The sequence below is a fragment of the Rhizobium sophoriradicis genome (genome assembly GCF_025200795.1).
Lineage (GTDB): Bacteria > Pseudomonadota > Alphaproteobacteria > Rhizobiales > Rhizobiaceae > Rhizobium > Rhizobium sophoriradicis.
Genome location: NZ_CP104152.1, coordinates 1173284 through 1197796, shown reverse-complemented (window position 1 = coordinate 1197796; position 24513 = coordinate 1173284). Strand labels below are relative to the sequence as shown.

Sequence of the window (24513 nt, the reverse complement as noted above, 5' to 3'; positions counted from 1 at the left end):
CCATATCAGCGGCATCGCTTTTGCGAGAGGAGATCGAGATGAGCTACAACCCCAATCCGCTTTTTGCTGCACCGGAGGACTGGCGCGCCTATAGCGGCGTGTTGAGCCGCCGTGTCCTTGCCTTCATCCTCGACTACCTCATCGTGGCGCTGCTGTGGATCCCCGCAGCGATCGTGCTGTTCTTCCTGTCGATCATCACGCTCGGGCTCGGCTTCCTTCTCTACCCTGCCCTCTTCGTCATCGTCGCCGGGATTTACTTCGGCCTGACCGTCGGCGGACCGAGCCAGGCATCGCTCGGCATGCGGGCGATGGGGATCGCGATCGTGCGCGTCGATGGGCGGCCGATGGATTTCCTGACGGCGATCGTGCATCTGGCGCTGTTCTGGATCCTCAATTCGGTGCTGACGCCGCTCATCCTGCTCGCCGGCCTGTTCATCGAACGCAGCCGCCTGATTCACGACCTGCTGGTCGGCACGGTGACGGTGCGCACCGCTTGAAACGCGGCGGGGATGAAATAAAGTCTCCGCCTTCCCTTTGCCGCGTGTTGCAGACACTCCATATTTAACTTTAGAAGACTGAAATGAAGGACGGGAATCGTCCGGCTGTTGACGTTTTCTATTCTTAGGTCATGCTGTCAGAAAACGGCACTGTCTCGACAAGGAAACTTCCGCGACAAATGAATACGCAGACAACGCCATCCCCGCAGTTTTATCTGACGGCTCCGGCTGCGTGTCCGTATCTGCCGCATGAGATGGAGCGCAAGGTCTTCACTCATCTGGTCGGCCCGCGTGCGGCCGAGATGAACGACATCCTGACACAAGGCGGTTTCCGCCGCTCGCAGAACATCGCCTACCGCCCGGCCTGCGAATCCTGTCGCGCCTGTGTTTCCGTGCGGATTCTCGCCCAGGAATTCGAACCGACGAAATCGATGAAGCGGGTGCTTGCCGCCAATTCCGACGTCATCGCCACCGAATTCACCGCCCAGCCTTCCAGCGAACAATATTCGCTCTTCCGACGCTATCTCGACTACCGCCACCAGCAGGGCGGCATGTCCGATATGACCGTGCTCGACTATGCGATCATGGTGGAAGACACGCATGTGAATACGCGAATCGTCGAATACCGCCGGCGCGAGGAAGGTTCCGGACTGGAGGAGCGGCCGAAGGGCGAACTGCTTGCCGCGGCGCTGACCGATACGATGAGCGACGGGTTGTCGATGGTCTATTCCTATTTCAATCCCGGGCTCGAGCGGCGTTCGCTCGGCACGTTCATGATTCTCGACCATATCAGGCGCACCAGGGCGCTCGGCCTGCCGCATGTCTACCTTGGCTACTGGGTGCAAGGGTCGCGGAAAATGGACTACAAGACACGCTTCCAGCCACAGGAACATCTGACCCCGCGCGGCTGGGAGCGTTTCGATCCCTCCTCCATGCGCGAAAGCAATCAGGATTAGAGCCTTTCCTGGTCAGATCGAAGCATTCTGTTGGCTCAAACGGAGACTGACGGTCGACCGGCCGGCGCGCGTCGTAGCCCAGCTCTACGGCCAAGCCGGCCGGTCGATCAGCCGGCCCGTTTCAGCCAACCTGAAAGGCCGGGCATCTTTCCGCCAGGATCAGAGGCGATCGGCTCGGACGTACCTTGGGGTATGCCCATCGCCAATCGCCTCTGCCCTGACGAAAACCTGCTCCGGCAGAATGCTTCAATCTGACCAGGAAATGCTCTGAAATGTCCACCGCTCTTTCCGACCATCGGAAGGGTCTGCTGCTGACGGCAATCGGCGGGCTGGCGCTTTCCATGGATATCCCGCTCGTGCGCCTTGGCGATGGCGATATCTGGTCGATTCTGGGCGTGCGAAGCGCTGCGACGGTTCTCGCCACACTCATCATCCTTGGCGCGATGCGGCTCGCCTCAGGCAGATGGCCGGTGCTCGTTCCAGGTCGGCCCGGTCTGCTCGCCGGTCTGCTCTACGGCCTCTCCTCCCTCACTTTCGTGCTGGCAGTCTTCAATACGACCACAGCCAACGTCGTCTTCATCGTCGCCTTCAACCCGATGTTCGGCGCGCTTCTTTCCTGGACTTTCCTCAAGGAGAAGCCGCAGCCCTCAACGCTGATCGCCATGCTGTTCATGATCGTCGGCGTCGGACTGATCGTGAGCGAGGGGCTTTCCAGCGGCCATTTCTTCGGCGACGCTATGGCCATTCTCAGCGCGCTTATACTTGCGGCGGCCATCACAATCGGGCGCGCCTCACGCCGGGAAATGGGCTTCGTGCCGTTGCTTGCGGCCATTCTGCCGGCCGCGCTCGGGCTTGCGCAAGCTCTGCCTTCGGGGCTCTCGGTCGCCTATCCCGGATGGATCCTCCTCAACGGCGCCATCGTAATGCCCGTCGCCTTTTGGTGCCTGGCGACCGGGCCGCGATACCTCTCTGCCCCAGAGGTCGGCATGTTCTACCTGCTCGAAACCGTCCTCGCCCCGATCTGGGTCTGGCTGATCTTTGCGGAAACGCCGGCGACGATGACGCTCCTTGGCGGCGGCATTCTGGTGGCGGCGATCGCCGGGCATTGCTTCTGGATGGTCCGGCGAAGGAGCGTCAGGCCATTGGCGGAATAGACGTTGCCGCCTGTCAATCCCTCATGTTATAACTACGTTACCACATAAGAGGATGAAGCAAATGAACGTCACGATCCGCAAGATCGGTAATTCCGAAGGGGTTATCATTCCTAAAGAGGTGTTGCAGCGGTTGGGTCTCAGCAGCGGAGACAGCCTCGAACTGCGGGAGATCGAGGGTAACATCCACCTCGTGCCGGAATCAGCAGACCTCGCCGAACAAATGCGGGCAGCCCGCATCGGCATGGAAAAATATCGAGTGGCGCTGCGCGAACTCGCAAAATGATACGGCTTAAATGGCTCGGCCGCCAAGCGGTCGAAAATATGCATGGTGAGCAGATTGCCGAGCATGGCGGTTTGTCTGGTCTGCGAGATGCCAATGCATTGGAAACCAGCTTGGCACGTCCACTCAACAAGGCTGCATATGGCGAAACCGATATCTTCGTACTCGCCGCAGCCTATCTCTACGGCATCGTTAGGAACCACCCATTCGTGGATGGAAACAAGCGTACAGGCTATCTCGCGGCGTTTACGTTTCTCTACCTCAACCGGTACGTCATCGATGCAGATAACGCGCAGGTCATTGCATTTGTATTAGACGTCGCAGCCGGCGAGATCGACGAAGAAGGTGCGACCCGCTTCCTCAGGGATTTCAGCGTGCCGCTCACCCCGTAGCCTTCATCTGCTGCTGTTCCAGCTCGCGGCCGAGCCCTTCGACGATATGCGCCCAGCCTTTTCGGGTCTTTTCCTCATGCGCGGCCCACTCGGCACACATTTCGTGAGTCAGCGTCAGACGGCTGCCGCCGCCAAGGGGCTCGATGTCGATTTCCACGCGGTCGCAATTGTGGTCGTGCTCTTCGACCGAGAAGCAGAAGACCATGCGGCGCGGTCGCTTCAATTCCAGGAAAACGCCCTGGTGGAAGGCGTCGCCGGTCGGGCGGCGGTCGACGATGAAAAAGCGGCCGCCGACATGCGGATCGATATCGGCGCGGATGACGTGACCGTCATCGGTGGCAAACAGGAAACGGCGGGCGATCTCGGGGTTGAGCCAGGCGTCGTAGACGACAGCGGGCGGCACTCTATAGGTGTGGCTGACATGCAATTTGATGGTGCTGGCGGGCATCGATTTTCCTCCGGTAAGGGCACGCGCGCCTTCCCCAGGCGTACGGGCCACAGCCAGTTCCGTCCGCCCACAGAATCGGCCTTCTCTTCTTTTCGGTAACAGCAGAGAGATAGAGAAGTTCCGGCGGCCGCCAAGAGACGGGCGACGGAATTTTTGCGGCTCGGAGCATTCGAGCACAGAAATGCTCGGCCCCTTTGTTTTCACGCAGTTCCCAAGGCAAAATCGCCCCGCAACTTTGCCGCAATCACGTTAACCGGCGAATTTACCGCTGCGCGGGAAACCCTTCGGCACGGTGCGGCCGGCGCTGGCGCGGTCGCCCAGCCATTCGGCAAGCTCGTCCTTGTTCTTCGTGAAGGTACGGCCAGCACTGTCTTCCCAGACGAGGCCATCCGACATCGCAAAGCAGCGGACGTCCGAAATGCCGCCATCCTTGTAACGCTGCAGGCGAACGCCCTTGCCGCGCGTCATTTCGGGCACCTGCGCCAAGGGAAAGACCAGCAGCTTGCGGTTTTCGCCGACCACGGCGACATGGTCGCCGCCGACGGGCACGAGCAGCTGCGTTTCCTCGGGCAGCGCGACATTCATGATCTGCTTGCCCTTGCGAGTATTGGCGATCAGCTCGGCCTCGGCAACGACGAAGCCGTTGCCGGCCGTCGAGACGATCAGCTGCTTGCGCGCGGGATCGTGGACGAAAGCGGTCAGCACCGCCTGGTCGTTGTCCATGTCGACCATGATGCGCAGCGGCTCGCCGTGGCCGCGACCGCCCGGCAGCTTGTCACCGCCGAGCGTGAAGGCCTTGCCGCCTGTCGTGACGATCAGGATCTTGTCCGTCGTCTGCGCCGGGAAGGCCACCTTCAGGCCATCGCCTTCCTTGAAGGTCAGCGTCGCCGTATCGGCGATATGGCCCTTCAGGGCGCGGATCCAGCCCTTTTCAGAAATGACGACAGTGATCGGTTCCTTCTCGATCATCGCCTGCTGGATCGCTTCCTCATCGGCCTCCGGCGCGTCGGCGAACTGGGTGCGGCGGCGGCCGACCTCGGTCGCCTTGGCGAATTTCTTCTTCACTTCGCCGATTTCCCAGGCAACCGTCTGCCACTGCTTGTCGTCGGAGGCTAGCAGCGCCTCGATCTCGCTCTTTTCCTTGGTGAGTTCGTCGAACTCCTTGCGGATCTCGAATTCTTCCAGCTTGCGCAGGGCGCGCAGCCGCATGTTGAGGATCGCCTCGACCTGATTGTCGGTCAGATCCCAGCGCGCCATCATGACCGGCTTCGGCTCGTCTTCCTCGCGGATGATGCGGATGACTTCATCGATATTCAGATAGGCGACCAGAAGGCCGCCGAGGATCTCGAGACGTTTGTCGATCGCTGCCAGGCGGAAGCGCGAGCGGCGCTGCAGCACCTCGCGGCGGTGGTCCAGCCACTCCTTCAGCACCTCGTTCAAAGCCATGACCCGCGGGATGCGGCCCATCGACAGAACGTTCATGTTGAGCGGGAAGCGGCTTTCGAGCTCCGTCAGCTTGAACATGGATTCCATCAGAATCGTCGGATCGACGCTCCTGGATTTCGGCACCAGGACGACACGGATGTCCTCGGCCGACTCGTCACGGATATCTTCGAGCAGCGGCAGCTTTCGGGCGATCAGCAGTTCGGCGATCTTCTCGATCAGCCGCGATTTCTGCACCTGGAAGGGAATTTCGGTGATGACGATCTGGTAGCCGCCACGGCCGAGATCCTCGGTTTGCCATTTGGCCCGCACACGGAAACCGCCGCGGCCGGTGCGATAGCTCTCGATGATGCTGTCGCGGCTGTCGATAATGATGCCGCCTGTGGGGAAATCCGGGCCGGGGATGAATTCGACGAGCTTTTCGACGGTGGCATCAGGATGCTTGATCAGATGCAGCGCGGCGTCGCAAAGCTCATGGGCATTGTGCGAGGGGATCGAGGTGGCCATGCCGACGGCGATGCCGGAGGAGCCGTTGGCGAGCAGGTTCGGGAAGGCGCCGGGAAGGACGACCGGCTCGGAATTCGATTCGTCATAGGTGTCACGGAAATCGACGGCATCCTGGTCTATGCCTTCGAGCAGCAGTTCGGAAACCGCCGTCATCTTCGATTCGGTGTAACGCATGGCGGCGGGGCTGTCGCCATCGATATTGCCGAAATTGCCCTGGCCGTTGACGAGCGTGTAGCGCTGCGAGAAATCCTGGGCGAGACGGGCAAGCGCGTCATAGATCGATTGGTCGCCATGTGGATGGTAGTTACCCATCACTTCGCCGACGATCTTGGCGCATTTCCTGAAGGCCGAGGTCGGCCTCAACCCCATCTCGTTCATCGCATAGACGATGCGGCGATGGACGGGCTTCAGCCCGTCGCGCACGTCAGGCAGAGCGCGATGCATGATGGTCGACAGCGCATAAGCAAGATAGCGCTGCTCGAGAGCCGCCTTGAGGTCGACCGGTTGGATATTGTCGTCGTCTCCGCCGGAAGGCGGCAAAATCTCTTGTCCCATGGGTCTTGACTAGCCCAGAAGCGGCCGGCGGGCAAGGAATCCGGGGTATTGCAGCTGTGGATGAAGTCTTGGCACCGACATCAAAGGATGAGACAAACGTTCGGCCGCAATTTGGACTTCGTTTGCCGTTCCTTTCAACGGAAATTTAGAAGTCCGCAAATACAAAGCGGGCCCAATCCGTAGTAGCGTAACTGCAGATTTCCAACCGCCACCACGCCACCAGAGGAATCACCCATGAACATTTACCGGACAACGCGGCTGATGCTGTCGGGCGCCGCCTTTTTCTCCCTCGCCGGCTCGGCTTTCGCTCTCGACGGCGCCGATCTCTTGAAGAAGATCAATGCCGCCTATGAGGCTCAAGGCGGAACGATTTCGGCTGAAGGCGTCGATATCAACGGAACGACCGTGACGTTGAGGAATGTGACGGTCAAGCCGACCGGCGGCGAAAGCCTGCCCATCGGCGAAGTCACCCTTTCCGGCGTGGAGGAAGACGAGGAAGGCGGCTATTACATCGAGGAAGCGGCCTTCCCCGACATCAACAAGACGGGAGACGGCGTGACCGTTACGGCGCAGGAACTGACGCTGGGCGGCATTTCCGTCCCGGCAACGCCGGGCGGCGACACACTCGATGGCATGATGCTTTACGAGACTGCCCATACCGGCCCGCTGAAAGTGGTCAAGGACGGCACGGAAGTCTTCTCGCTGCTTCAAAGCGACATGAACTTGACGCTGCGCGAGGACGAATCCGGCTTCGATTTCGACGGCGCCTTCAAGAGCATGAAGGCCGATCTCACCAAGACTGACGATCCCAAGAGCAAGGATGCGATCGAGAAGCTCGCCCTGCAGCATGTCCAGGGCGACATCACCATGAAGGGCGCCTGGGAGCTCGGGCCCGGCACGATCGACGTTTCGGAAATCGGCTTCGACTTCACCAACATCGGCAAGCTCAACCTCGGCTTCAAGATCTCCGGCTATACGATGGCCTTCATGAAATCGATGCAGGATGCGATGAAGGAGTCCGAAGCCAATCCGAACAAGGAACAGGCGCAGCAGGCGCTCGGCCTTGCCATGCTGGGGCTGATGCAGCAGCTGTCCTTCGAAGGCGCACAGGTGCGCTTCGAGGATGCCTCGATCACCAAGCGCGCGCTCGATTACGCCGGTGCGCAGCAGAACATGTCGGGCAAGCAGATGGCGGATTCGCTGAAGGCGATGACGCCGATCATGCTGGCGCAGCTCAACATCCCGGAACTTCAGAACGCCGTTTCGGCCGCCGTCAACACCTTCCTCGACGACCCGAAGAGCCTGACCGTCAAGGCCACCCCTGAAAAGCCGGTGCCTTTCCCGACCATCGTCGGTGCCGCCATGGGCGCTCCGAACACGTTGCCGCAGGTGCTCGGCGTCAAGGTTTCGGCCAACGACTGATCGCTTTGATCTGACCACGAAAAGGCCCGGCCGTTCGCACCGCCGGGCCTTTTATCTTTCTGAAAACGACCTCTATCCGGCCCCATCCTGAGGTGCCCCGCAGGGCCTCCAAGGACGATGCTGGCCACCGAGGTTCATCTTGCAGCGCGGATGTTGGAACAGCGCCCAGCCACCCGCTGCCGTAAGGACGCCGATCGGCGCTTTGCAGCCTGTTTTCTCAGTCCTTCTTGACCGGCGGGATCGGCCGGATCGAGAGTTCGCGCAGCTGCGTCGGGCTTGCCGGGGTCGGCGCGCCCATCAGCAGGTCCTGGGCCTGCTGGTTCATCGGGAACAGCGAGATCTCACGCAGGTTCTTGGCGCCGACAAGCAGCATGACGATGCGGTCGATGCCGAAGGCCGCACCGCCATGCGGCGGGGCGCCGTACTGGAAGGCGCGGTAGAGACCGCCGAAACGATCCTCGACGTCCTGCTGGCTGAGGCCGACCTTCTCGAAGGCGGCGACCATGGTTTCCGGCGACTGGTTGCGGATCGAGCCCGAGGCGATTTCAAAGCCGTTGCAGACGGCGTCGTATTGGAAAGCCTTGATCGTCAGCGGATCCTGGTTCTGCAGCGCATCGAGGCCACCCTGCGGCATGGAGAACGGGTTGTGGGCGAAATCGACCTTCTTCTCCTCGTCGTTCCATTCGAAGAAGGGGAAGTCGACGATCCAGCAGAGTTCGAAGCGGTCGCGGTCGACGAGGTTCAGTTCCTCGCCGGCCTTGGTGCGCGCTTCGCCGGCAAACTTGTAGAATTTTGCCGGCTCGCCGGCGACGAAGAAGCAGGCGTCGCCATCACCGAGGCCGAGCTGGGTGCGGATCGCTTCGGTGCGCTCCTCGCCGATGTTCTTGGCGAGCGGTCCCGCACCTTCGAGCTTGTCGTTCTCGCTGCGCCAGAAGATATAGCCGAGGCCGGGCTGGCCCTGGCTCTGCGCCCAGGCGTTCATCCGGTCGCAGAAGGCGCGCGAGCCGCCGGTCTTTGCCGGGATCGCCCAGATCTGAACCTTCGGGTTGGAAGCGATCATGCCGGCGAAGACCTTGAAGCCGGAGCCGGCGAAATGGTCGGTTACCGCTTCCATGACGATCGGGTTGCGCAGATCCGGCTTGTCTGTACCATATTTGCGGATCGCCTCGTCATAGGGGATGCGCGGCCATTCCTTGGTGACCGGCTTGCCTTCGGCGAACTCCTCAAAAATCTGGGTCATCAGCGGACCCATGGTGTTCCAGACATCTTCCTGGGTGACGAAACTCATTTCGAGGTCGAGCTGGTAGAATTCGCCTGGCAGGCGGTCGGCGCGCGGGTCCTCGTCGCGGAAGCACGGCGCGATCTGGAAGTAGCGGTCGAAGCCGGCAACCATCAGCAGCTGCTTGTACTGCTGCGGCGCTTGCGGCAGCGCGTAGAAAGTGCCGGGATGGATGCGCGAGGGAACGAGGAAGTCGCGCGCGCCTTCCGGCGAGGAGGCCGTCAGGATCGGCGTCGTATATTCGGTGAAGCCGACAGCGCCCATTTCGCGGCGCATCGCCGAGATGACCTGGGTGCGCTTGACGATGTTCCGGTGCAGCGTTTCGCGGCGAAGATCGAGGAAGCGGTATTTGAGGCGGACGTCTTCAGGGTAATCAGGCTCGCCGAAAACCGGCAGCGGCAATTCCTTGGCGGCGGACAGTACCTCGATCTCCTGCGCGTAGAGCTCGATCTCGCCGGTCGCCATTGTCTTGTTGACGGTGTCTTCGGTGCGGGCCTTGACGAGGCCGTCGATGCGGATGACCCATTCGCCACGCACGGTCTCGGCCAGCTTGAAGGCCGGGCTGTCGGGATCGGCGACGACCTGGGTGATGCCGTAATGATCGCGAAGGTCGATGAACAGAACGCCGCCATGGTCGCGAACGCGATGGACCCAGCCGGAGATACGGACGGTCGAGCCGACATCCGTCTTGCGGAGGGCGGCGCATGTGTGGCTGCGATAGCGATGCATGATCTCAATTCCTGGCATGTGGCTTAAGACGGCAGCAAGGGTTCAAACGCCCTCAAGCGCCGACAAGAAAATCGGGCGGAAAAGCGCATGGACGCTCCGATTTGTCAAGGCTTGGCGCGTGCTCGCCACGCGATTGGCACGCGTTTATGGCGAAGCCGCGGCCCGTAGCTGCGGCAGTTTGGCTGCGCTTGCCGTATTGATGAAGGTGGCGGTCAACTTTAAAAGGAGGTGCATTCTCATCGTGGAGCCACGCATGCCTTTCCTGACCCGCCGCAACCTTCTCAAGGCCTCCGCTGTCGCGGGCGCCTACGGAGTCGGCATGGGCATTGCCGGCAAATTCGGACCTGCCGCGGCAGCACCGGAGCCGCAGCTGCTGACGGCTGTGAAGACCGAGGCCATGCTGACCGAGAAAGGGCCGACCCGGGATGTCATGAGCTGGGGCCATGACGGCATGCCGCCGGTTCTGAGGATGACGAAAGGGCAGCCCTACGCGGCACGGCTGAACAACCAGCTGGACGAGCCGACGACGATCCACTGGCATGGGCTGCGCATCGACAACCGCATGGACGGCGTGCCCTTCGTAACGCAGCCCTATATCTACACCGGCGACAGCTTCGACTATGCTTTCACGCCACCCGATGCCGGCACTTTCTGGTATCACCCGCATTGCAACACGCTGACGCAGATGGGACACGGCATGACCGGCATGCTCGTGGTCGAGGACCCGGCCGATCCCGATTTCGATGCCGAGGTACTGCTGAACCTGCGCGACTGGCGGCTTGGCGGAGACGGGCAGTTCATCGCCCCCTTTCGGCCGCGCGATGCCGCCAAGAGCGGCACATACGGCACGGTGCGCACTGCCAATTGGCATCAGGAACCGCAATATGACGCGCCGGCCGGGGGACTGGTGCGGCTGCGCATCGCCATCACCGACGTGACGCGCATTTTCTCGCTGACGATGGGGGGCGCCGATGCGACCGTCATCGCCATCGACGGCAATCCGGTGCCGAAACGCTTTCCCCTCGACTTGCTACAGCTCGGGCCCGGACAGCGGCTCGATCTTGCCGTGCGCATGCCGGACGGCGAAGGTGCCGTCGCGACGCTCGAGGATATCCGCGGCACGACGCCGAAGACGATTGCCAGCCTGCGCGCCGTTGGACCGTCGTTGAAACGCAATATCGGCGATCTCGGCCCGCTTGCCGAAAACCCCGTTCCTAAGGCCGATCTTTCCGCTGCCGAACAGATTCCGCTGGTGTTGAGCGCCACCGCGGAAAATGCCGCCGTCGAGAGTATCTGCGGCACGCTCGGCTACAGCTTCTGGGCGATCAACAAGGTGCCCTGGCCGGGCGATACCCCGGATCCGACGGCGCCGCTGGCGGAACTGAAGCTCGGCAAGAGCTATGTCTTCAATCTGGAGAACACAACGCCGCACGCCCATCCGATCCATCTGCACGGCATGAGCTTCACGGTTATCTCGTCCTCGACGCGGGAGGTGATGCCGCTCATCTCCGACACCTACCTCGTCCAGCCGGACGAGAAGGTGCAATTGGCCCTCGTCGCCGACAATCCCGGCGACTGGGTGCTGCATTGCCACATCATCGAACATCAGAAGACCGGCATGACCAGCTATGTCAGAGTGAGCTGAAGCATTTGCTTGCCTCAGTTTGGACGTGATTCTTCGCCAGCAATGCGCGAAGCTTATGCTGTTGTATTGACATATCGAAGCGAAAGGAGAAGGAAGGTTCAACCGACCTTTTCCTTGCGAATGAATTGATATGATCGAAACCACCGCCGATTTGGCGGCCGCCTGCAAAGAGCTGGCCAAGTCCGACTTCATTACCATCGACACCGAATTCCTGCGTGAGACGACCTTCTGGCCGGAGCTCTGCCTGATCCAGATGGCAAGCCCGACATTAGAGGTTCTCGTCGATCCGCTGGCCAAGGGCATCGACCTCGCCCCCTTCTTCGAGTTGATGGCCGACACCAAGGTGCTGAAAGTCTTTCATGCCGCACGCCAGGACATCGAAATCATCTTCAATCGCGGCAATCTCATTCCGCATCCGATCTTCGACACGCAGGTCGCCGCGATGGTCTGCGGTTTCGGCGACAGCGTCTCCTATGATCAGCTGGTCAGTCGCATCAAGAACGTCCGTATCGACAAGTCGTCGCGCTTCACCGACTGGAGCCGCCGGCCGCTTTCCGACAAGCAGCTGGAATATGCGCTGGCCGACGTCACGCATCTGCGCGACGTCTATCTGTCGCTGAGTTCACAGCTCGACCGCGAAGGCCGCACGTCGTGGCTTCGCGAGGAAATGGACGTTCTCGAGGCCCGCGAAACCTACGACATGCATCCTGATGACGCCTGGCAGCGGCTGAAGATGCGATTGCGCAAGCCGCAGGAGCTGGCGATCCTGAAATATGTCGCCGCCTGGCGCGAGCGCGAGGCACGGGCGCGCAACGTGCCGCGTTCGCGCGTCTTGAAGGACGATGCGATCTACGAGATCGCCCAGCAGCAGCCCAAGGATACAGAAGCGCTCGGCCGGTTGCGCACCATTCCGAAGGGCTGGGAGCGCTCGACCTCCGGCGCCGCCGTCATCGAGGCCGTCAACGCGGCGCTCGCGCTTCCGAAGGCGGAGATGCCACATGCGCCGCGGCAGGCGCAGGCCCCTGAAGGGGCCGCTGCCGCCGTCGAACTCCTGAAGGTGCTGTTGAAGCTGATCTCGGAAAAACACGGCGTAGCGCCGAAGGTGATCGCCAACAGCGAGGATCTCGACAAGATCGCCGCCGATGGCGAGAAGGCCGACGTCGCGGCCCTGCACGGCTGGCGGCGCGATCTTTTCGGCGAGCCGGCGCTGCAGCTGATCCAGGGCCAGATCGGACTGCGATTCGCCGGCCGGAAGGTTGAAACCGTCGCGCTCTGACACCAAATCGAATTCGCTTGACGCTGTTTTCCCAGCTGAAACAATGGCCGGGCGAAACTGCGAAGCGAAGGGGCGGCATGCGGGAAATATCTCCGACGCAGAACTGGATCCTGATCGTCCTCGTCCTGGCGGCGAGCGGCGTCGTCTATGATTCGATGTTCTACTCCGACCAGACGCCGGTCATCGGCGCGATCTTCGCGCTTTTCATCGGCATGCCGATCATCGCCTTCGAGCGCAAGGTGCTGTTCCGGGGGCTCTACCGGCGCATCCAGAAGCTGCCGACCTTCATCTTCATCATCACTGAGCTGGTGATCTACGAGATCCTGATGAGCATCGGCTTTGCCTGCGCCGGCCTGCTCCTTCGGGCCTTCGGCGTGCTGAAGCCGTCGTCGCTCCTCGATCTCGTCATCATGCCCTTCGACGTCTTCCTCTATGCGCTTGCCGTCTGCTCGGCACTGATCTTCATCCTTCGCGTGCGCGAACTGCTCGGCCGCGAAGTATTCGTCAGCATGCTCATCAGCCGCTATCGCAATCCAGTCAAGGAAGAGCGTGTCTTCCTGTTCATCGATCTCGTCGATTCGACAGCTTTTGCCGAAAAGCACGGCGACCTCCGGGCACAGCAGCTGCTGAGCTCGCTGTTTGCGACTTTCGCCGAGCCGGTCCGGCGCCACAAGGGCATGATCAACGACTATGTCGGCGATGCGGCGATCATTACGTGGCCGCTTGCCCGTGGCGTCAAGGATGCGCGCTGCGTGCGCTGCATCTTCGATATCATCGCCGATATCGAAGCCAATGCCGCCGGCTGGCGGAAAAATTACGGACAGGTACCGAAGCTTCGCGCCGCCCTTCATGGCGGCGAGATCATCACCGCGGAAGTCGGCGTCGATCACCACAAGATCAGCTATTTCGGCGATACGGTGAATACGACCGCGCGGCTGGAGACGCTCTGCCGCAGTCTGAACCGACAGGTGCTGATCTCCGCGGAGCTTGCCCGGCGCTTGACCTTTCCCGACGACATCTCCTGCGACGATCTCGGCATCCATGCCGTCAAGGGACGCGGCCAGGCGCTCGGCGTCATGGCGCTTTCCTCGCGTGCGGTGACCGTTCTGAACACGCCCGCAGTCGTTCTGCACGGCTGAGCAAGCGCTTTTATCACCCGTCACCAAAGCTTCACCCAACCGTCAATTCGCTGACACGGAAGCCCTGCTAAGCGGAAAGCCATTCGCATCCGTTCCATGGGGATATTATGAAGAACGTCCTTTTTGCTTCCGTATCGCTTTTCATCCTGATTGCCGGCCCCGTTTCGGCCGACCAGCAGCAATTCCCGGCCAAGCTCGCCGGCCAGGCGATCCTGCCTGCCAACACCATGGTTGCGGCCCCGGCCAATGCCCCCGAATTCCTCAAGCATTCCGGCAAGTTCACGACGCAAGACCGCAAGCGCACCGAAGCGCTCGGCACCGTTCCCGGCAAGGACGGTGCACGTGTGACCGACCTGAAGCTTCCGTTCGACGGCCAGCCGATCCAGGGTTTCTCGGGCATCAAGACGATGGCCGACGGCACGTTCTGGACGCTCTCCGATAATGGCTTCGGTTCCAAGGCCAATTCCTCCGACTCCATGCTGTTCCTGCATCAGATGAAGTTCGACTGGGCCGCCAACAAGGCTGAAGTCGTCAACAACCTCTTCCTCTCCGACCCGAACAAGATCGCTCCGTTCCCGATCGTGCTCGAAGGCACCGACACGCGCTACCTCACCGGGGCCGACTTCGACATCGAATCGATCCAGCCGGTTGCCGATGGTTTCTGGCTCGGCGACGAGTTCGGCCCCTATATCCTGAAATTCGACACCGCGGGCCGCCTGACAGATGTGATTGCCACCACGCTCGACGGCAAGCCGGTGCTGTCGCCCGACAATCCGCTGATCCAGCTGCCGGGCAATCCGGCCGCGAAGATGCCGGTCTTCAACCTGAAGCGTTCCGGCGGCTTCGAAGGCCTCGCCATGTCGAAGGACGGCGCCAAGCTCTACGGCCTGCTCGAAGGCGCCATCTACAAGGATGACGGCACGATGGAAACGGCCGACGGCCACACCGCCATCCGCATCATCGAATTCGACGCCGCCGCCAAGAAGTGGACCGGCCGCAGCTGGCTCTATCCGTTCGATGACAAGGGCGTGTCGATCGGCGATTTCAACATGCTCGACGATACGACCGCTCTCGTCATCGAGCGCGACAGCGGCGCCGGCACCAAGGACAAGGCCTGCGCCGATCCGAAGCAGCCGAAGCCGGATTGCTTCGAGGCGCCGACTGAACTGAAGCGCGTCTACAAGATCGAGTTCAACGACGCCAATGCCGGCAAGGCCGTCCGCAAGATCGGCTATATCGACCTCTTGAACATCCAGGACCCCGACAACAAGAAGAAGGCCGGAGCCAAGGACGGCGTCTACGACATGCCGTTCGTGACGATCGAAAACGTCGATCGCGTCGACGCCACCCACATCATCATCGGCAACGACAACAACCTGCCCTTCTCGGCCGGCCGCGCCGTCGACAAGGCGGATAATAACGAGTTCAGCCTGCTTGAGGTTGGTGAGTTTTTGAACGCGAAGTAATTCGGGTTTGATGTGAGATGGAGGGGCGGTGCGGAAGTGCCGCCTTTTTCTTTGGTTTACGCACCCACTTCCTCCCTCATTCCTGTGCTCGTCACAGGAATCCAGTGCGCTCAAGTCCTTGAGCGCGGGAGAATCTTTAAAAGCAAGTGAGTCATTCACCGCGCGGACGCGCGGTGGCTGGATTCCTGTGACGAGCACAGGAATGAGGGAGAGTGGAGGGATGGCGCCGTCAACAACGGCCCTTAAAAATCTCTGCCCTATTCGAACCGAAACGCCAGCCTCTTATTCGTTAGCCGCGACAGCTGCTGCAGGCGGCCGTCCAGGCGTTCGCCGGCGAAATCGCGATATTCGGAGGGAACGACGAATTCGAGGTCGAAGTCCGGGTTCGATGATCTGCGGAAGGTCAGGTTCTTGACGATGCCCGGCATCGAGGCCGAGAAGAGGTAGACGACGCGGAGCATGCCGCCGAGCAGCTTGGCGCGCTCGATGAAGGGTGGCGTGGCGATCTGCGCAAGCGGGCCGGTGGCGCCGTCGTCGTGCAGCCCCTCGAAACGGTAATAATTGGTCAGTGCGATGAAGGCACGGCCGGGATGGCTGATGCCGACGAAGGAAGAGTGGGCGATGACGTTCAGTGCCTGCAGGCCGCGATAGTCAGGGTGGGCGCGCCAGCTGATATCGGCGAGCAGACAGGCGGCCTGGCGATAGCGGCTTTCCTCTTCGGTTTCCTGGACGTCGAAGAAGGGCATCATCCGGCCGGTCCATTCCGCCAGTTCGCGGGCATGCTCGGGCGACCGGGCACGCAGGATCGCCAATTCACCGGCGGCGGCCAGCAGCGGATCGAGACGGCGCTCACCCTCGGACAGCAGCGAGTAGAGATAGCCCTCGCGCACACCTTGCGCCGAAAAGGAAATCATCGACGGCTTCATGGCGCTCAGCACTTCCTTCATGGCGACGGCGCCGAAGGGCAGCAGCGACCTGCGGTGCTTGGACACGGCCTGCAGCGCCGGCTCCTTGGAATCGCGCGCGGTCACCACCTGTTCGAGGAACAGCATCATCGCTTCGAGCGAGACTTCATAACCCTGCATCATATGCAGCGGATAATGTGTCATCTCCATATGCAGCTTGGCGATGTTTCGCCAGGTGCCGCCAACGGCGTAGAAAGTGCGCCCCTCGCCCTTCGACAAGAGCTTTGCCGTCTTCACCTGCTTGCGGGCGAAGGCTCTGGCCTTGGAAAGCGAGCCGCCCGCATATTCCGACAGGCGCAGGCCGCCGAGCGGCAGCGTGATGCCCTTGCCGAACTCCTTGCCCTTGATGTCGATCAGTTCCAGCGAGCCGCCGCCGAGATCGCCGGCAATGCCGTCGGGATTGAAGAAGCCGCTGATAATGCCGAGCGAGGCGAATTTCGCCTCCTCCTCCCCCGACAGCACGCGAACCTTACGGCCGAGGATGGTTTCCGCCTGATGGATGAAATCGGGACCGTTGCTCGCCTCGCGGGCGGCGGCCGTCGCCAGCACATACATGGTGGCGGCGCGCGCCTGGTCGGACAGAGCCTTGAAACGGTGCAGCGCCGCCAGAGCCCTGATGACGCTCTCTTCATCCATCTTGCCGGTGACGGCTATGCCCTTGCCGAGGCCGCAGAGGACCTTTTCGTTGAAAAGAATGGTCGGCGAGCGGGACATGCCTTCGTAGACGACGAGACGAATGGAATTCGATCCGATGTCGACAACGGAGACCGGAGCGATCCCTGGAAGGCGCCCCTGGGCTTCAGATTCAACCATTTAGGTCCAGTATTACTTGTTGTTGCGGCCTTCGAGCAGGCCGGCGATGAGTTTCGGCGCGCTGGACTTCAGAGCTTCACCACGGCCCGACAGGCTCGGATTGGTCATGAAATACTGCTGCGCATTGAACGGTTCCTCGCCCCTGCGCACTTCCATGCGGCGCGACGTACCGTCGGGCAATATCTCGTAGCTTTGTTGATTGTCAATCACGTTGCCGAGCATAATCTGTGACAAGACCTGCTCGTGAACCGTCGGATTCGTCAGCGGAACCATGGTCTCGACGCGACGATCGAGATTTCTCGGCATCATGTCGGCCGAACCGATGTAAACCAGCGCCTTGTCGGACGGCAGGCCGTAGCCGTTGCCGAAGCAGAAGATGCGGCTGTGCTCGAGGAAGCGGCCGACGATCGACTTGACGCGGATCTTCTCCGAGAGACCAGGCACCTGCGGACGCAGGCAGCAGATGCCGCGCACGACGAGATCGATCTCGACGCCGGCATGGCTGGCGCGATAGAGCGCATCGATGATATCAGGATCGACGAGCGAGTTCATCTTCATCCAGATCGCCGCCGGAGCACCGTTCCTGGCATGCTGGATCTCTTCCTCGATGTGGCGCAGGATGCGCGGGCGCATCGTGTAGGGCGAAATCGCCAGCTGCATGCCCTGTTCCGGTTCGCCGTAACCGGTGATGAAATTGAAGATGTTCGCCATGTCGTGGGCGATCACGGGATTGCAGGTGAAATAGGACAGGTCGGTGTAGATCTTGGCGGTGATCGGGTGGTAGTTGCCGGTCCCGAGGTGGCAATAGGTCCTGAGCTTGCCCTCCTCACGGCGGACGACCATCGACATCTTGGCGTGCGTCTTGAGCTCGATAAAGCCGAAGACGACCTGCACGCCGGCGCGTTCGAGGTCGCGCGCCCAGCGGATGTTCGCCTCTTCGTCGAAACGCGCTTTGAGCTCGACCAGCGCCGTCACCGACTTGCCGGCCTCGGCGGCGTCGATCAGCGCACGGACGATCGGGCTGTCGTTGGAGGTGCGGTAAAGCGTCTGCTTTATCGCCAGGACGTCAGGATCGCGCGCAGCCTGGAGAAGAAACTGGACGACCACGTCGAAAGATTCGTAGGGGTGATGGACGACCATGTCCTTTTCGCGGATGGCGGCGAAGCAGTCGCCGGCATGTTCGCGGACGCGTTCGGGAAATCGCGCATTGTAGGGCTGAAACCGGAGATCGTCGCGCGGCGCCTTGGTGATCTCCGACAGGGTGTTCAACGCCAGAAGTCCCGGCAGAACGGCGACGCGGTTCTCGGGGATGCTCAACGCCTGAACGACGAACTGGCGCAGCGAAGCCGGCATTTCCGAGTCGGTCTCGATGCGGATGACCTTGCCGCGGCGGCGCCGCTTCAGCGCCGTTTCGAAGAAGCGGACGAGATCCTCGGCCTCTTCCTCGACTTCAATATCGCTGTCGCGGATGACGCGGAAAGTACCGGAGCCCTGCACCTCGTAACCCGGGTAGAGCCGGTGGATGAAGATGTTGGCGACATCTTCCAGCGTGATGTAGCGGATCGTGTTCGCATCATCCGGCAGGCGGACGAAGCGGTCGAGCGCCGGCGGCAGGCGCAAGAGCGCCGTCATCGGCTCGCGACCGTTCTTGCTGACGAGCTGCAGGCCGATCGAAAAACCGAGATTGGGAATGAACGGGAACGGGTGGGCCGGGTCGATCGACAGCGGCGTCAGCACCGGAAAGATCGCCTGTTCGAATTCGGCAGCCAGCCATTGGCGGTCGGCATCGCTGAGCGCGCCGGGACGCACGATCAGGATGTCTTCCTTGGCGAGATATTGCTGCAGCACGGCGAGCGAGGCCTGCTGCTCCATCTGCAGATGGTCGATCTCCTGCAGGATCGAGTCGAGCTGCTCGGCCGGCGTCTTGCCGTCAGGGCTGCGGATGGCGATGTTCTGACGCACCTGGCCCTCGAGGCCGGCGACGCGCACCATGAAGAACTCGTCGAGATTGGCGGCGGAAATCGACAGGAAGCGGACGCGCTCGAGCAGCGGATGCTCGGTATTCAAGGTCTCTTCGAGAACGCGGCGATTGAATTGAAGCCAGGAGAATTCGCGGTTGATGAAGCGTTCGGGGCTGGTCAGCAGCTCTTCCAGCGGGGGCGTGTTGTCGTTGGTTTCCGGAGAGAGTTCCTGATGTTCTGCGACTGCGCTATCCATGGTCCACTACCCCGTTTTCAATCGCGACGGCAATTATATCAGTTTCACGACGGAACTGTGACAGTCAATCGGCCGGTTCCGAATTTCCCAATTCATTCAATACTTCGGCAGCAAGAGACCGGGTGATCTTCGTGCCCCGCGACAGGGCCAGCCGGTCGAGCCGGTCGACGATCGTCCGCGCCGCGTTCAGCGACCGCTCCATGCGGTTAACGATATAGAGCACGAGTTTGTCATCTATATAAAGCTGCCGGTCGGCGAAGAGCTTGACGATCACCTGCGACAGCAGCGCCTCATCGGGTTCGCCGATCTCGACGACCGTCGCAGCCTTCAGGCGCGAGCGCAAATCGGGCAGCTGAACCGGCCAGGACATCGGCCAGAGACGGCTTGTTATCAACAGGCTGGTGCCGTTTTCGCGAACGCTGTTGATGACATGAAAGAGCGCATTGTCGTCAAAGCCCTGGCGATCGGCATCCTCGAACAGCACCGGGCCGGCGGCCGCGGCAACTGCCGCGTCCGAGCCAAGTTCGGGATGAATGCTGACGGCGCCGCTCAACTCGCTCCAGATGCGGGCGAGATGGGATTTTCCCGAGCCGACGGGGCCGGCGAGCACGACGACCGGCGACGGCCATTCCGGCCAGGCATCGACGATCGAAACGGCGGCGGCAAGACGCTCCGAGATCAGGAGATCGTCCCGGCCGCTGGCGGCATCGTGCGAAAAGAGCAGCGACAACTGCTCCGCGGCCTTGCGCTTCAGCGCAACGTTCTTCACGTCATTCATTGGGAACTGATTTCGTCTTCTGAGCGCGGCCACTCGGCGACCCGCCAAAATAAAGATCGCTCTGAAGGTAGCGCGAAAGCGCGAAGCGAACAAGAACGCCGACGGCGGCGGCGGCCGGCACGGCGACCAGAAGACCGACGAAACCGAAGAGCGCGCCGAAGGCAAACAGCGCAAACATCAGCCAGACCGGATGCAGGCCGACGCTGGAGCCGACGAGCTTCGGCTGCAGAATGTTGCCTTCGAGGAACTGGCCGCTGAAGAAGACGACGATCACCAGCCCGATCCAGGGATAATCCGGCCAGAACTGCACGATCGCTACGCCAACGGAAAGAACGAGGCCGACCAGCGAGCCGACATAGGGGATGAAACTGATCATGCCGGCAAAGAGGCCGATCAGCAGGCCGAAATTCAAGCCGACGAGCGAGAGGCCTGCGGCATAATAGATGCCGAGGATGAGGCAGAGCGAGCCCTGGCCACGGATGAAGCCGGCGATCGCCTGATCGATCTCCTTGGCGATCTGGCGGACATCGGCGACGTAATCGCGTGGTATCCACTGATCGACCTTGGAGACCATGCGGTCCCAATCGAGCAGGATATAGAAGGCGACGACCGGGGTGACGACGAGCAGCGATATGACGTCGACGATCGCCTTGCCGGAATTCCAGATCTGGGCAAAGAGGCCGGTCAAGAAACCCATGCCCTCGGAGAGGATGCCGGAGAAATTATCCTTGATCGTGCCGGCCTGACTCCTGACCCATTCCGGCAGCAGCGAGTTTTTCGAGCTATCAATGAACTGCTGCAAATGGCTGATATAGCCCGGCAGCCGCTCGGCGAAATCGTTGAACTGGCTGACGAGCACGGGAATAAGGATCATCAGCGCCAGGGTGAAGGTGATCACGAAGGCGATCAGGATGACGATCGTCGCCATGAAGCGGCTGAGGCCAAGCCGCTGCAGCCTGTCTGCCACCGGATCGAGGAAATAGGCGATCGCCATACCGGCGATGAAAGGCAGAAGGATCGAGCTGAAGACATAGAGAAAGGCGATGAAGAAGACGAGTACAGCCAGCCAGAAGAAGATCTGGCGCTTGAGACTGTTGCCGCTGATTTGCTGTGGCATCGCTTCCCCGCTGATCGCTCGCCGCCGCTGAACGCCGCGTCGTCTGCGACGCGGTCATTCAGCACATAGGATGCAGGCGTAAAGATGGTCAACCCTGTCGCGGCAATTCCGGAAAATGCCGGCTGAAGACACGGGAAATTGGGGGCTTTTGCCATGCAGCGCTTGCATAAACGGCCCTGTCATGCAATTGCGACCGGCAGATGACGCGGCGTGTCGGCCGCCTGAAAACAGCCATCGGAGACCAGCATGAGCCAGTCTGGGAAAAACGGCCTGACCTACAGCGACGCGGGCGTCGACATCGATGCCGGCAACCTCCTCGTCGAGAAGATCAAGCCGGCGGTGCGCTCGACGCGGCGTCCCGGGGCCGACGGCGAAATCGGCGGCTTCGGCGGGCTCTTCGACCTCAAGGCCGCAGGCTTTACCGACCCGGTTCTCGTCGCCGCCAATGACGGCGTCGGCACCAAGCTGAAGATCGCCATCGACGCGGACTATCACGACACCGTCGGCATCGACCTCGTCGCCATGTGCGTCAACGATCTCGTCGTCCAGGGCGCCGAACCGCTGTTCTTCCTCGATTATTTCGCCACCGGCAAGCTCGACCCCGACCAAGGTACTGCGATCGTCGGCGGCATTGCCGCCGGCTGCCGCGAGGCCGGCTGCGCGCTGATCGGCGGCGAGACGGCCGAAATGCCGGGCATGTATTCCTCCGGCGATTACGATCTTGCCGGCTTTGCCGTCGGCGCTGCCGAACGCGGCCAGTTGCTCCCCTCCGGCGACATTGCCGAAGGCGACGTCATTCTCGGCCTCGCTTCCTCCGGCGTCCACTCCAATGGCTTCTCGCTGGTGCGCAAGATCGTTTCGCTTTCCGGCCTCGGCTGGGATGCACCGGCGCCGTTCGCCGAAGGCAAGAAGCTCGGTGAAGCGCTGCTGGAGCCGACCCGCATCTATGTGAAGCCGCTGCTGAAGGCGATCCGCGAGACGGGTGCGCTGAAGGCGCTCGCCCATATTACCGGCGGCGGCTTCCCGGAAAATATTCCGCGCGTGCTGCCGAAGCATTTGGCGGCCGAGATCGACCTTGCGGCCGTCAAGGTTCCGCCAGTCTTCTCGTGGCTCGCCAGGACCGGCGGCGTCGAAGCCAATGAAATGCTGCGCACCTTCAACTGCGGCATCGGCATGATCGTCGTCGTCGCCGCAGAGAATGTCGCCGCGGTATCGAAGGCGCTTGAAGCCGAAGGCGAAAAAGTCGTCACGCTCGGCCGCATGATCGCCCGCGCCGAAGGCGCTGCCGGCACAGTCTACAAGGGTACGCTTGCCATATGAGCACGCCGCGCAAACGCGTCGTCGTCCTCATATCCGGTGGCGGCTCCAACATGATGGCGCTGGTCGCGGCGGCGAAGGCCGCCGACTATCCGGCCGAGATCGTCGGCGTGATATCAGATAAGGCGGATGCCGGCGGGCTTGCCAAGGCGGCGGCCGAAGGCATCGCCACCTTCGCTTTTCCCCGCAAGGATTATGCCAGCAAGGACGCGCATGAAGCGGCGATCTTTTCGGCGCTCGACGAACTTTCACCCGATATCCTCTGCCTGGCCGGCTACATGCGGCTGCTGACGCCGACCTTCATCCAGCGTTATGAAGGCCGGATGCTCAACATCCACCCTTCCCTGCTGCCGCTCTTCCCAGGCCTGCACACCCATCAGCGCGCCATCGACGCCGGCATGCGCATTGCCGGCTGCACGGTGCACTTCGTCACCGAAGGCATGGACGAAGGCCCGGTGATCGGCCAGGCCGCCGTTCCGGTCCTTTCCGGCGACACGGCCGAAAGCCTTGCCGCGCGCGTACTGACCGTCGAACACCAGATCTATCCGCAGGCGCTGCGGCTGTTTGCCGAAGGCCGCGTGACGATGGAAGGCGGCAAGGCCGTAAGCGCCGAGGTTTCGTCCGTGACGCCCAAGGCCCAGCTCATCTCGCTGATCGGCGACCGCGGTTAGAGCGCATCTCCGCGCGACGCGGTTCAGGCTGCGAACAAAGTCAATCAACGCCCTATGCGATCGTGGCCCCTCATACGGCTGCCGCCACCTTCTCCCCGCCTGCGGGGCGAAGGGACATGCCGCACCGGCTTCCTCAACCTTGACGCTACATTTGGCACGTCCCCTCGCCCCGTTTACGGGGAGAGGGTTAGGGTGAGGGGCAACCACCGGTACGAACCGCAAGTTCTAGGGAAATGTACTAAGCCGCCAGCGCCCGCAGCGGATGCAGCGTGCCGTCGCTGTAGACGAAGCGGCCGGCGCGGAAGGTGGCGCGGATGCGGTTGATGTCGCCGGGCTCGACCGCCACCAGATCGGCGCGCTGGCCGAGGGCGATCTCGCCGCGGTCCAGGAGGCCGGCGGAGCGGGCGGCGTTGCCGGTCGCCATGGCGACGGCGGCCGGCAAGCCGCCTTCGACCGTGTCTGCGAGCTTGAAGATGCCGGGCACGAAGGCGGCCGGGTGATAATCGGCGGCGATGACGCTGAGCAGTCCGGCCCTTGCGGCATCGAGGGCGCTGAGATTGCCCGACATCGACTGGCCGCGCAGCGCATTCGGCGCGCCCATCAGCGTCCAGAGGCCGCGGCGGCGCGCCTCTTCCGCCGCCGGTGCGGTGACCGGAAACTCGCTGATAGTGACACCGAGATCGTGCATCTCGGCGACCTTCTCGATGCTGTCGTCGTCATGCGAGGCGAGCGACAGCTCGTGCTTCAGCGACAGCGCGACGATCTCTCTCAGCCTGGTCTCGATGTCGGGGTTATTGCGCATGGCAATGCGCTTGGCGACGATCTCGGCGGCCATGTCCTCGGAAATGGCGCGGCGCTCGGAAATGCTGAGGATGTAGCTCTGCAGATTGTTGTACTGACCCTGGCCGGGCGTATGGTCGGTGAGCGAAACCATGTCGATCTGATCGGCATTCAGCAGGCGCTCGAGAGCCGGCGCGGCGCCGACATTGGTGACTTCGTAGCGGGCGTGGACGCGGTGGTCGATCAGCAGATTATCGCGCAGGCGGTTGATGCCCTCGATCACCGCCGATGTGGTCTCCAGCGAGCGCACATGGCCGTAGACACTTTCGGTGGCGAAGGAGACGGCGGCAAAGGCGGTGGTGACACCCGCGGCGGCAAGCTTCTTGTCGAGCTCGTGGATGCCGAAATCGATCGGCATCGTCGCGTTCGGCCGCGGCGCGATCTCGCGCTCGATCATGTCGCCATGCAGATCGACGAATCCCGGCATCAGCAGCCGCCCGCCCCCATCGATGGCAGCGCCGGCGACCGGCTCCGGCCGGATTTCGGCGATGGCGCCGTCCTCAACACGCACAGAACCTTCGCTCACCACCTCGTTCGGGAGAACGAGGGTGAAATTGCTGAGCCACATGGGCTTTCTCCTGACCGCATCGATGATTGACTGACCGCA

20 protein-coding genes are annotated in these 24513 nt (G+C 61.8%); 12 read left to right on the top strand and 8 right to left on the bottom strand.

Translation table 11 applies throughout. The features are described 5' to 3' along the window. Positions 1 to 38: 38 nt before the first annotated feature. From N2597_RS05925 to N2597_RS05905, 5 genes are all read left to right on the top strand, one after another. Entirely contained in the window at positions 39 to 497 is a 459-nt protein-coding gene (locus N2597_RS05925) for an RDD family protein (protein WP_009994177.1), read from the top strand. Positions 498 to 676: 179 nt separating this feature from the next. Beyond that, on the top strand, positions 677 to 1453 hold the full coding sequence (locus N2597_RS05920; protein WP_039618977.1) for an arginyltransferase: 777 nt from the start codon (positions 677 to 679) through the stop codon (positions 1451 to 1453). Positions 1454 to 1725: 272 nt separating this feature from the next. Next, positions 1726 to 2607, top strand: a complete 882-nt coding sequence (locus N2597_RS05915; RefSeq protein ID WP_077993239.1) for a DMT family transporter — start codon at positions 1726 to 1728, stop codon at positions 2605 to 2607. A 61-nt stretch (positions 2608 to 2668) separates the two neighbouring features. Then, entirely contained in the window at positions 2669 to 2890 is a 222-nt protein-coding gene (locus N2597_RS05910; RefSeq protein ID WP_004673828.1) for an AbrB/MazE/SpoVT family DNA-binding domain-containing protein, read from the top strand. Then, complete coding sequence (locus N2597_RS05905) at positions 2887 to 3279, top strand: type II toxin-antitoxin system death-on-curing family toxin (RefSeq protein WP_009995995.1); 393 nt, start codon at positions 2887 to 2889, stop codon at positions 3277 to 3279. The genes N2597_RS05910 and N2597_RS05905 overlap by 4 nt, the downstream gene beginning before the upstream one ends. Here N2597_RS05905 and N2597_RS05900 read toward each other — a convergent pair. Both N2597_RS05900 and parC read right to left on the bottom strand, forming a co-directional pair. Continuing rightward, complete coding sequence (locus N2597_RS05900) at positions 3269 to 3727, bottom strand: SRPBCC family protein (protein WP_009995994.1); 459 nt, start codon at positions 3725 to 3727, stop codon at positions 3269 to 3271. The genes N2597_RS05905 and N2597_RS05900 overlap by 11 nt on opposite strands. A gap of 249 nt (positions 3728 to 3976) precedes the next feature. Further along, positions 3977 to 6232, bottom strand: a complete 2256-nt coding sequence (gene parC, locus N2597_RS05895; protein WP_077993237.1) for a DNA topoisomerase IV subunit A — start codon at positions 6230 to 6232, stop codon at positions 3977 to 3979. A 234-nt stretch (positions 6233 to 6466) separates the two neighbouring features. On the opposite strand from parC, the gene N2597_RS05890 reads away from it, so the two are divergent. After that, positions 6467 to 7654 carry an aq_1923 C-terminal domain gene (locus N2597_RS05890; protein ID WP_183596861.1) on the top strand — a complete coding sequence of 396 codons (1188 nt, stop codon included), beginning with the start codon at positions 6467 to 6469 and terminating at the stop codon, positions 7652 to 7654. Positions 7655 to 7871: 217 nt separating this feature from the next. Here the strand turns inward: N2597_RS05890 and aspS are convergent, their stop codons facing one another. Continuing rightward, entirely contained in the window at positions 7872 to 9662 is a 1791-nt protein-coding gene (aspS, locus tag N2597_RS05885; protein WP_183596863.1) for an aspartate--tRNA ligase, read from the bottom strand. Between the two features lie 253 nt (positions 9663 to 9915). Between aspS and N2597_RS05880 the strand changes: the two genes are divergently transcribed. The 4 genes from N2597_RS05880 (at position 9916) to N2597_RS05865 (ending at position 15188) form a co-directional block, all read left to right on the top strand. Further along, entirely contained in the window at positions 9916 to 11307 is a 1392-nt protein-coding gene (locus N2597_RS05880; RefSeq protein WP_096769352.1) for a multicopper oxidase family protein, read from the top strand. Between the two features lie 130 nt (positions 11308 to 11437). Then, positions 11438 to 12583: a ribonuclease D gene (gene rnd, locus N2597_RS05875; protein ID WP_183596865.1), complete on the top strand. Its 1146-nt coding sequence runs from the start codon at positions 11438 to 11440 to the stop codon at positions 12581 to 12583. Positions 12584 to 12660: 77 nt separating this feature from the next. After that, entirely contained in the window at positions 12661 to 13722 is a 1062-nt protein-coding gene (locus N2597_RS05870; protein WP_077993428.1) for an adenylate/guanylate cyclase domain-containing protein, read from the top strand. A 107-nt stretch (positions 13723 to 13829) separates the two neighbouring features. Then, positions 13830 to 15188 (top strand): esterase-like activity of phytase family protein, encoded by a 1359-nt coding sequence (locus N2597_RS05865; RefSeq protein ID WP_077993226.1) that lies wholly within the window; start codon positions 13830 to 13832, stop codon positions 15186 to 15188. A 257-nt stretch (positions 15189 to 15445) separates the two neighbouring features. Here the strand turns inward: N2597_RS05865 and ppx are convergent, their stop codons facing one another. From ppx to N2597_RS05845, 4 genes are all read right to left on the bottom strand, one after another. Next, on the bottom strand, positions 15446 to 16966 hold the full coding sequence (gene ppx / locus N2597_RS05860; RefSeq protein WP_077993225.1) for an exopolyphosphatase: 1521 nt from the start codon (positions 16964 to 16966) through the stop codon (positions 15446 to 15448). A gap of 12 nt (positions 16967 to 16978) precedes the next feature. Further along, the gene (locus N2597_RS05855) at positions 16979 to 19120 is read right to left on the bottom strand and encodes an RNA degradosome polyphosphate kinase (RefSeq protein ID WP_423228309.1); all 2142 of its coding nucleotides are present in this window, start codon (positions 19118 to 19120) and stop codon (positions 16979 to 16981) included. Between the two features lie 127 nt (positions 19121 to 19247). Beyond that, positions 19248 to 19961, bottom strand: coding sequence for a DnaA regulatory inactivator HdaA (gene hdaA, locus N2597_RS05850; RefSeq protein WP_183596869.1), 714 nt, complete (start codon positions 19959 to 19961; stop codon positions 19248 to 19250). Beyond that, on the bottom strand, positions 19954 to 21078 hold the full coding sequence (locus tag N2597_RS05845) for an AI-2E family transporter (protein WP_183596871.1): 1125 nt from the start codon (positions 21076 to 21078) through the stop codon (positions 19954 to 19956). The genes hdaA and N2597_RS05845 overlap by 8 nt, the downstream gene beginning before the upstream one ends. A 246-nt stretch (positions 21079 to 21324) precedes the next feature. On the opposite strand from N2597_RS05845, the gene purM reads away from it, so the two are divergent. Next, positions 21325 to 22398, top strand: coding sequence for a phosphoribosylformylglycinamidine cyclo-ligase (gene purM, locus N2597_RS05840; protein ID WP_183596873.1), 1074 nt, complete (start codon positions 21325 to 21327; stop codon positions 22396 to 22398). After that, on the top strand, positions 22395 to 23066 hold the full coding sequence (purN, locus tag N2597_RS05835; protein ID WP_183596874.1) for a phosphoribosylglycinamide formyltransferase: 672 nt from the start codon (positions 22395 to 22397) through the stop codon (positions 23064 to 23066). The genes purM and purN overlap by 4 nt, the downstream gene beginning before the upstream one ends. Before the next feature lie 238 nt (positions 23067 to 23304). Here the strand turns inward: purN and N2597_RS05830 are convergent, their stop codons facing one another. After that, complete coding sequence (locus tag N2597_RS05830) at positions 23305 to 24474, bottom strand: alpha-D-ribose 1-methylphosphonate 5-triphosphate diphosphatase (RefSeq protein ID WP_183596876.1); 1170 nt, start codon at positions 24472 to 24474, stop codon at positions 23305 to 23307. Between the last annotated feature and the right edge of the window lie 39 nt (positions 24475 to 24513).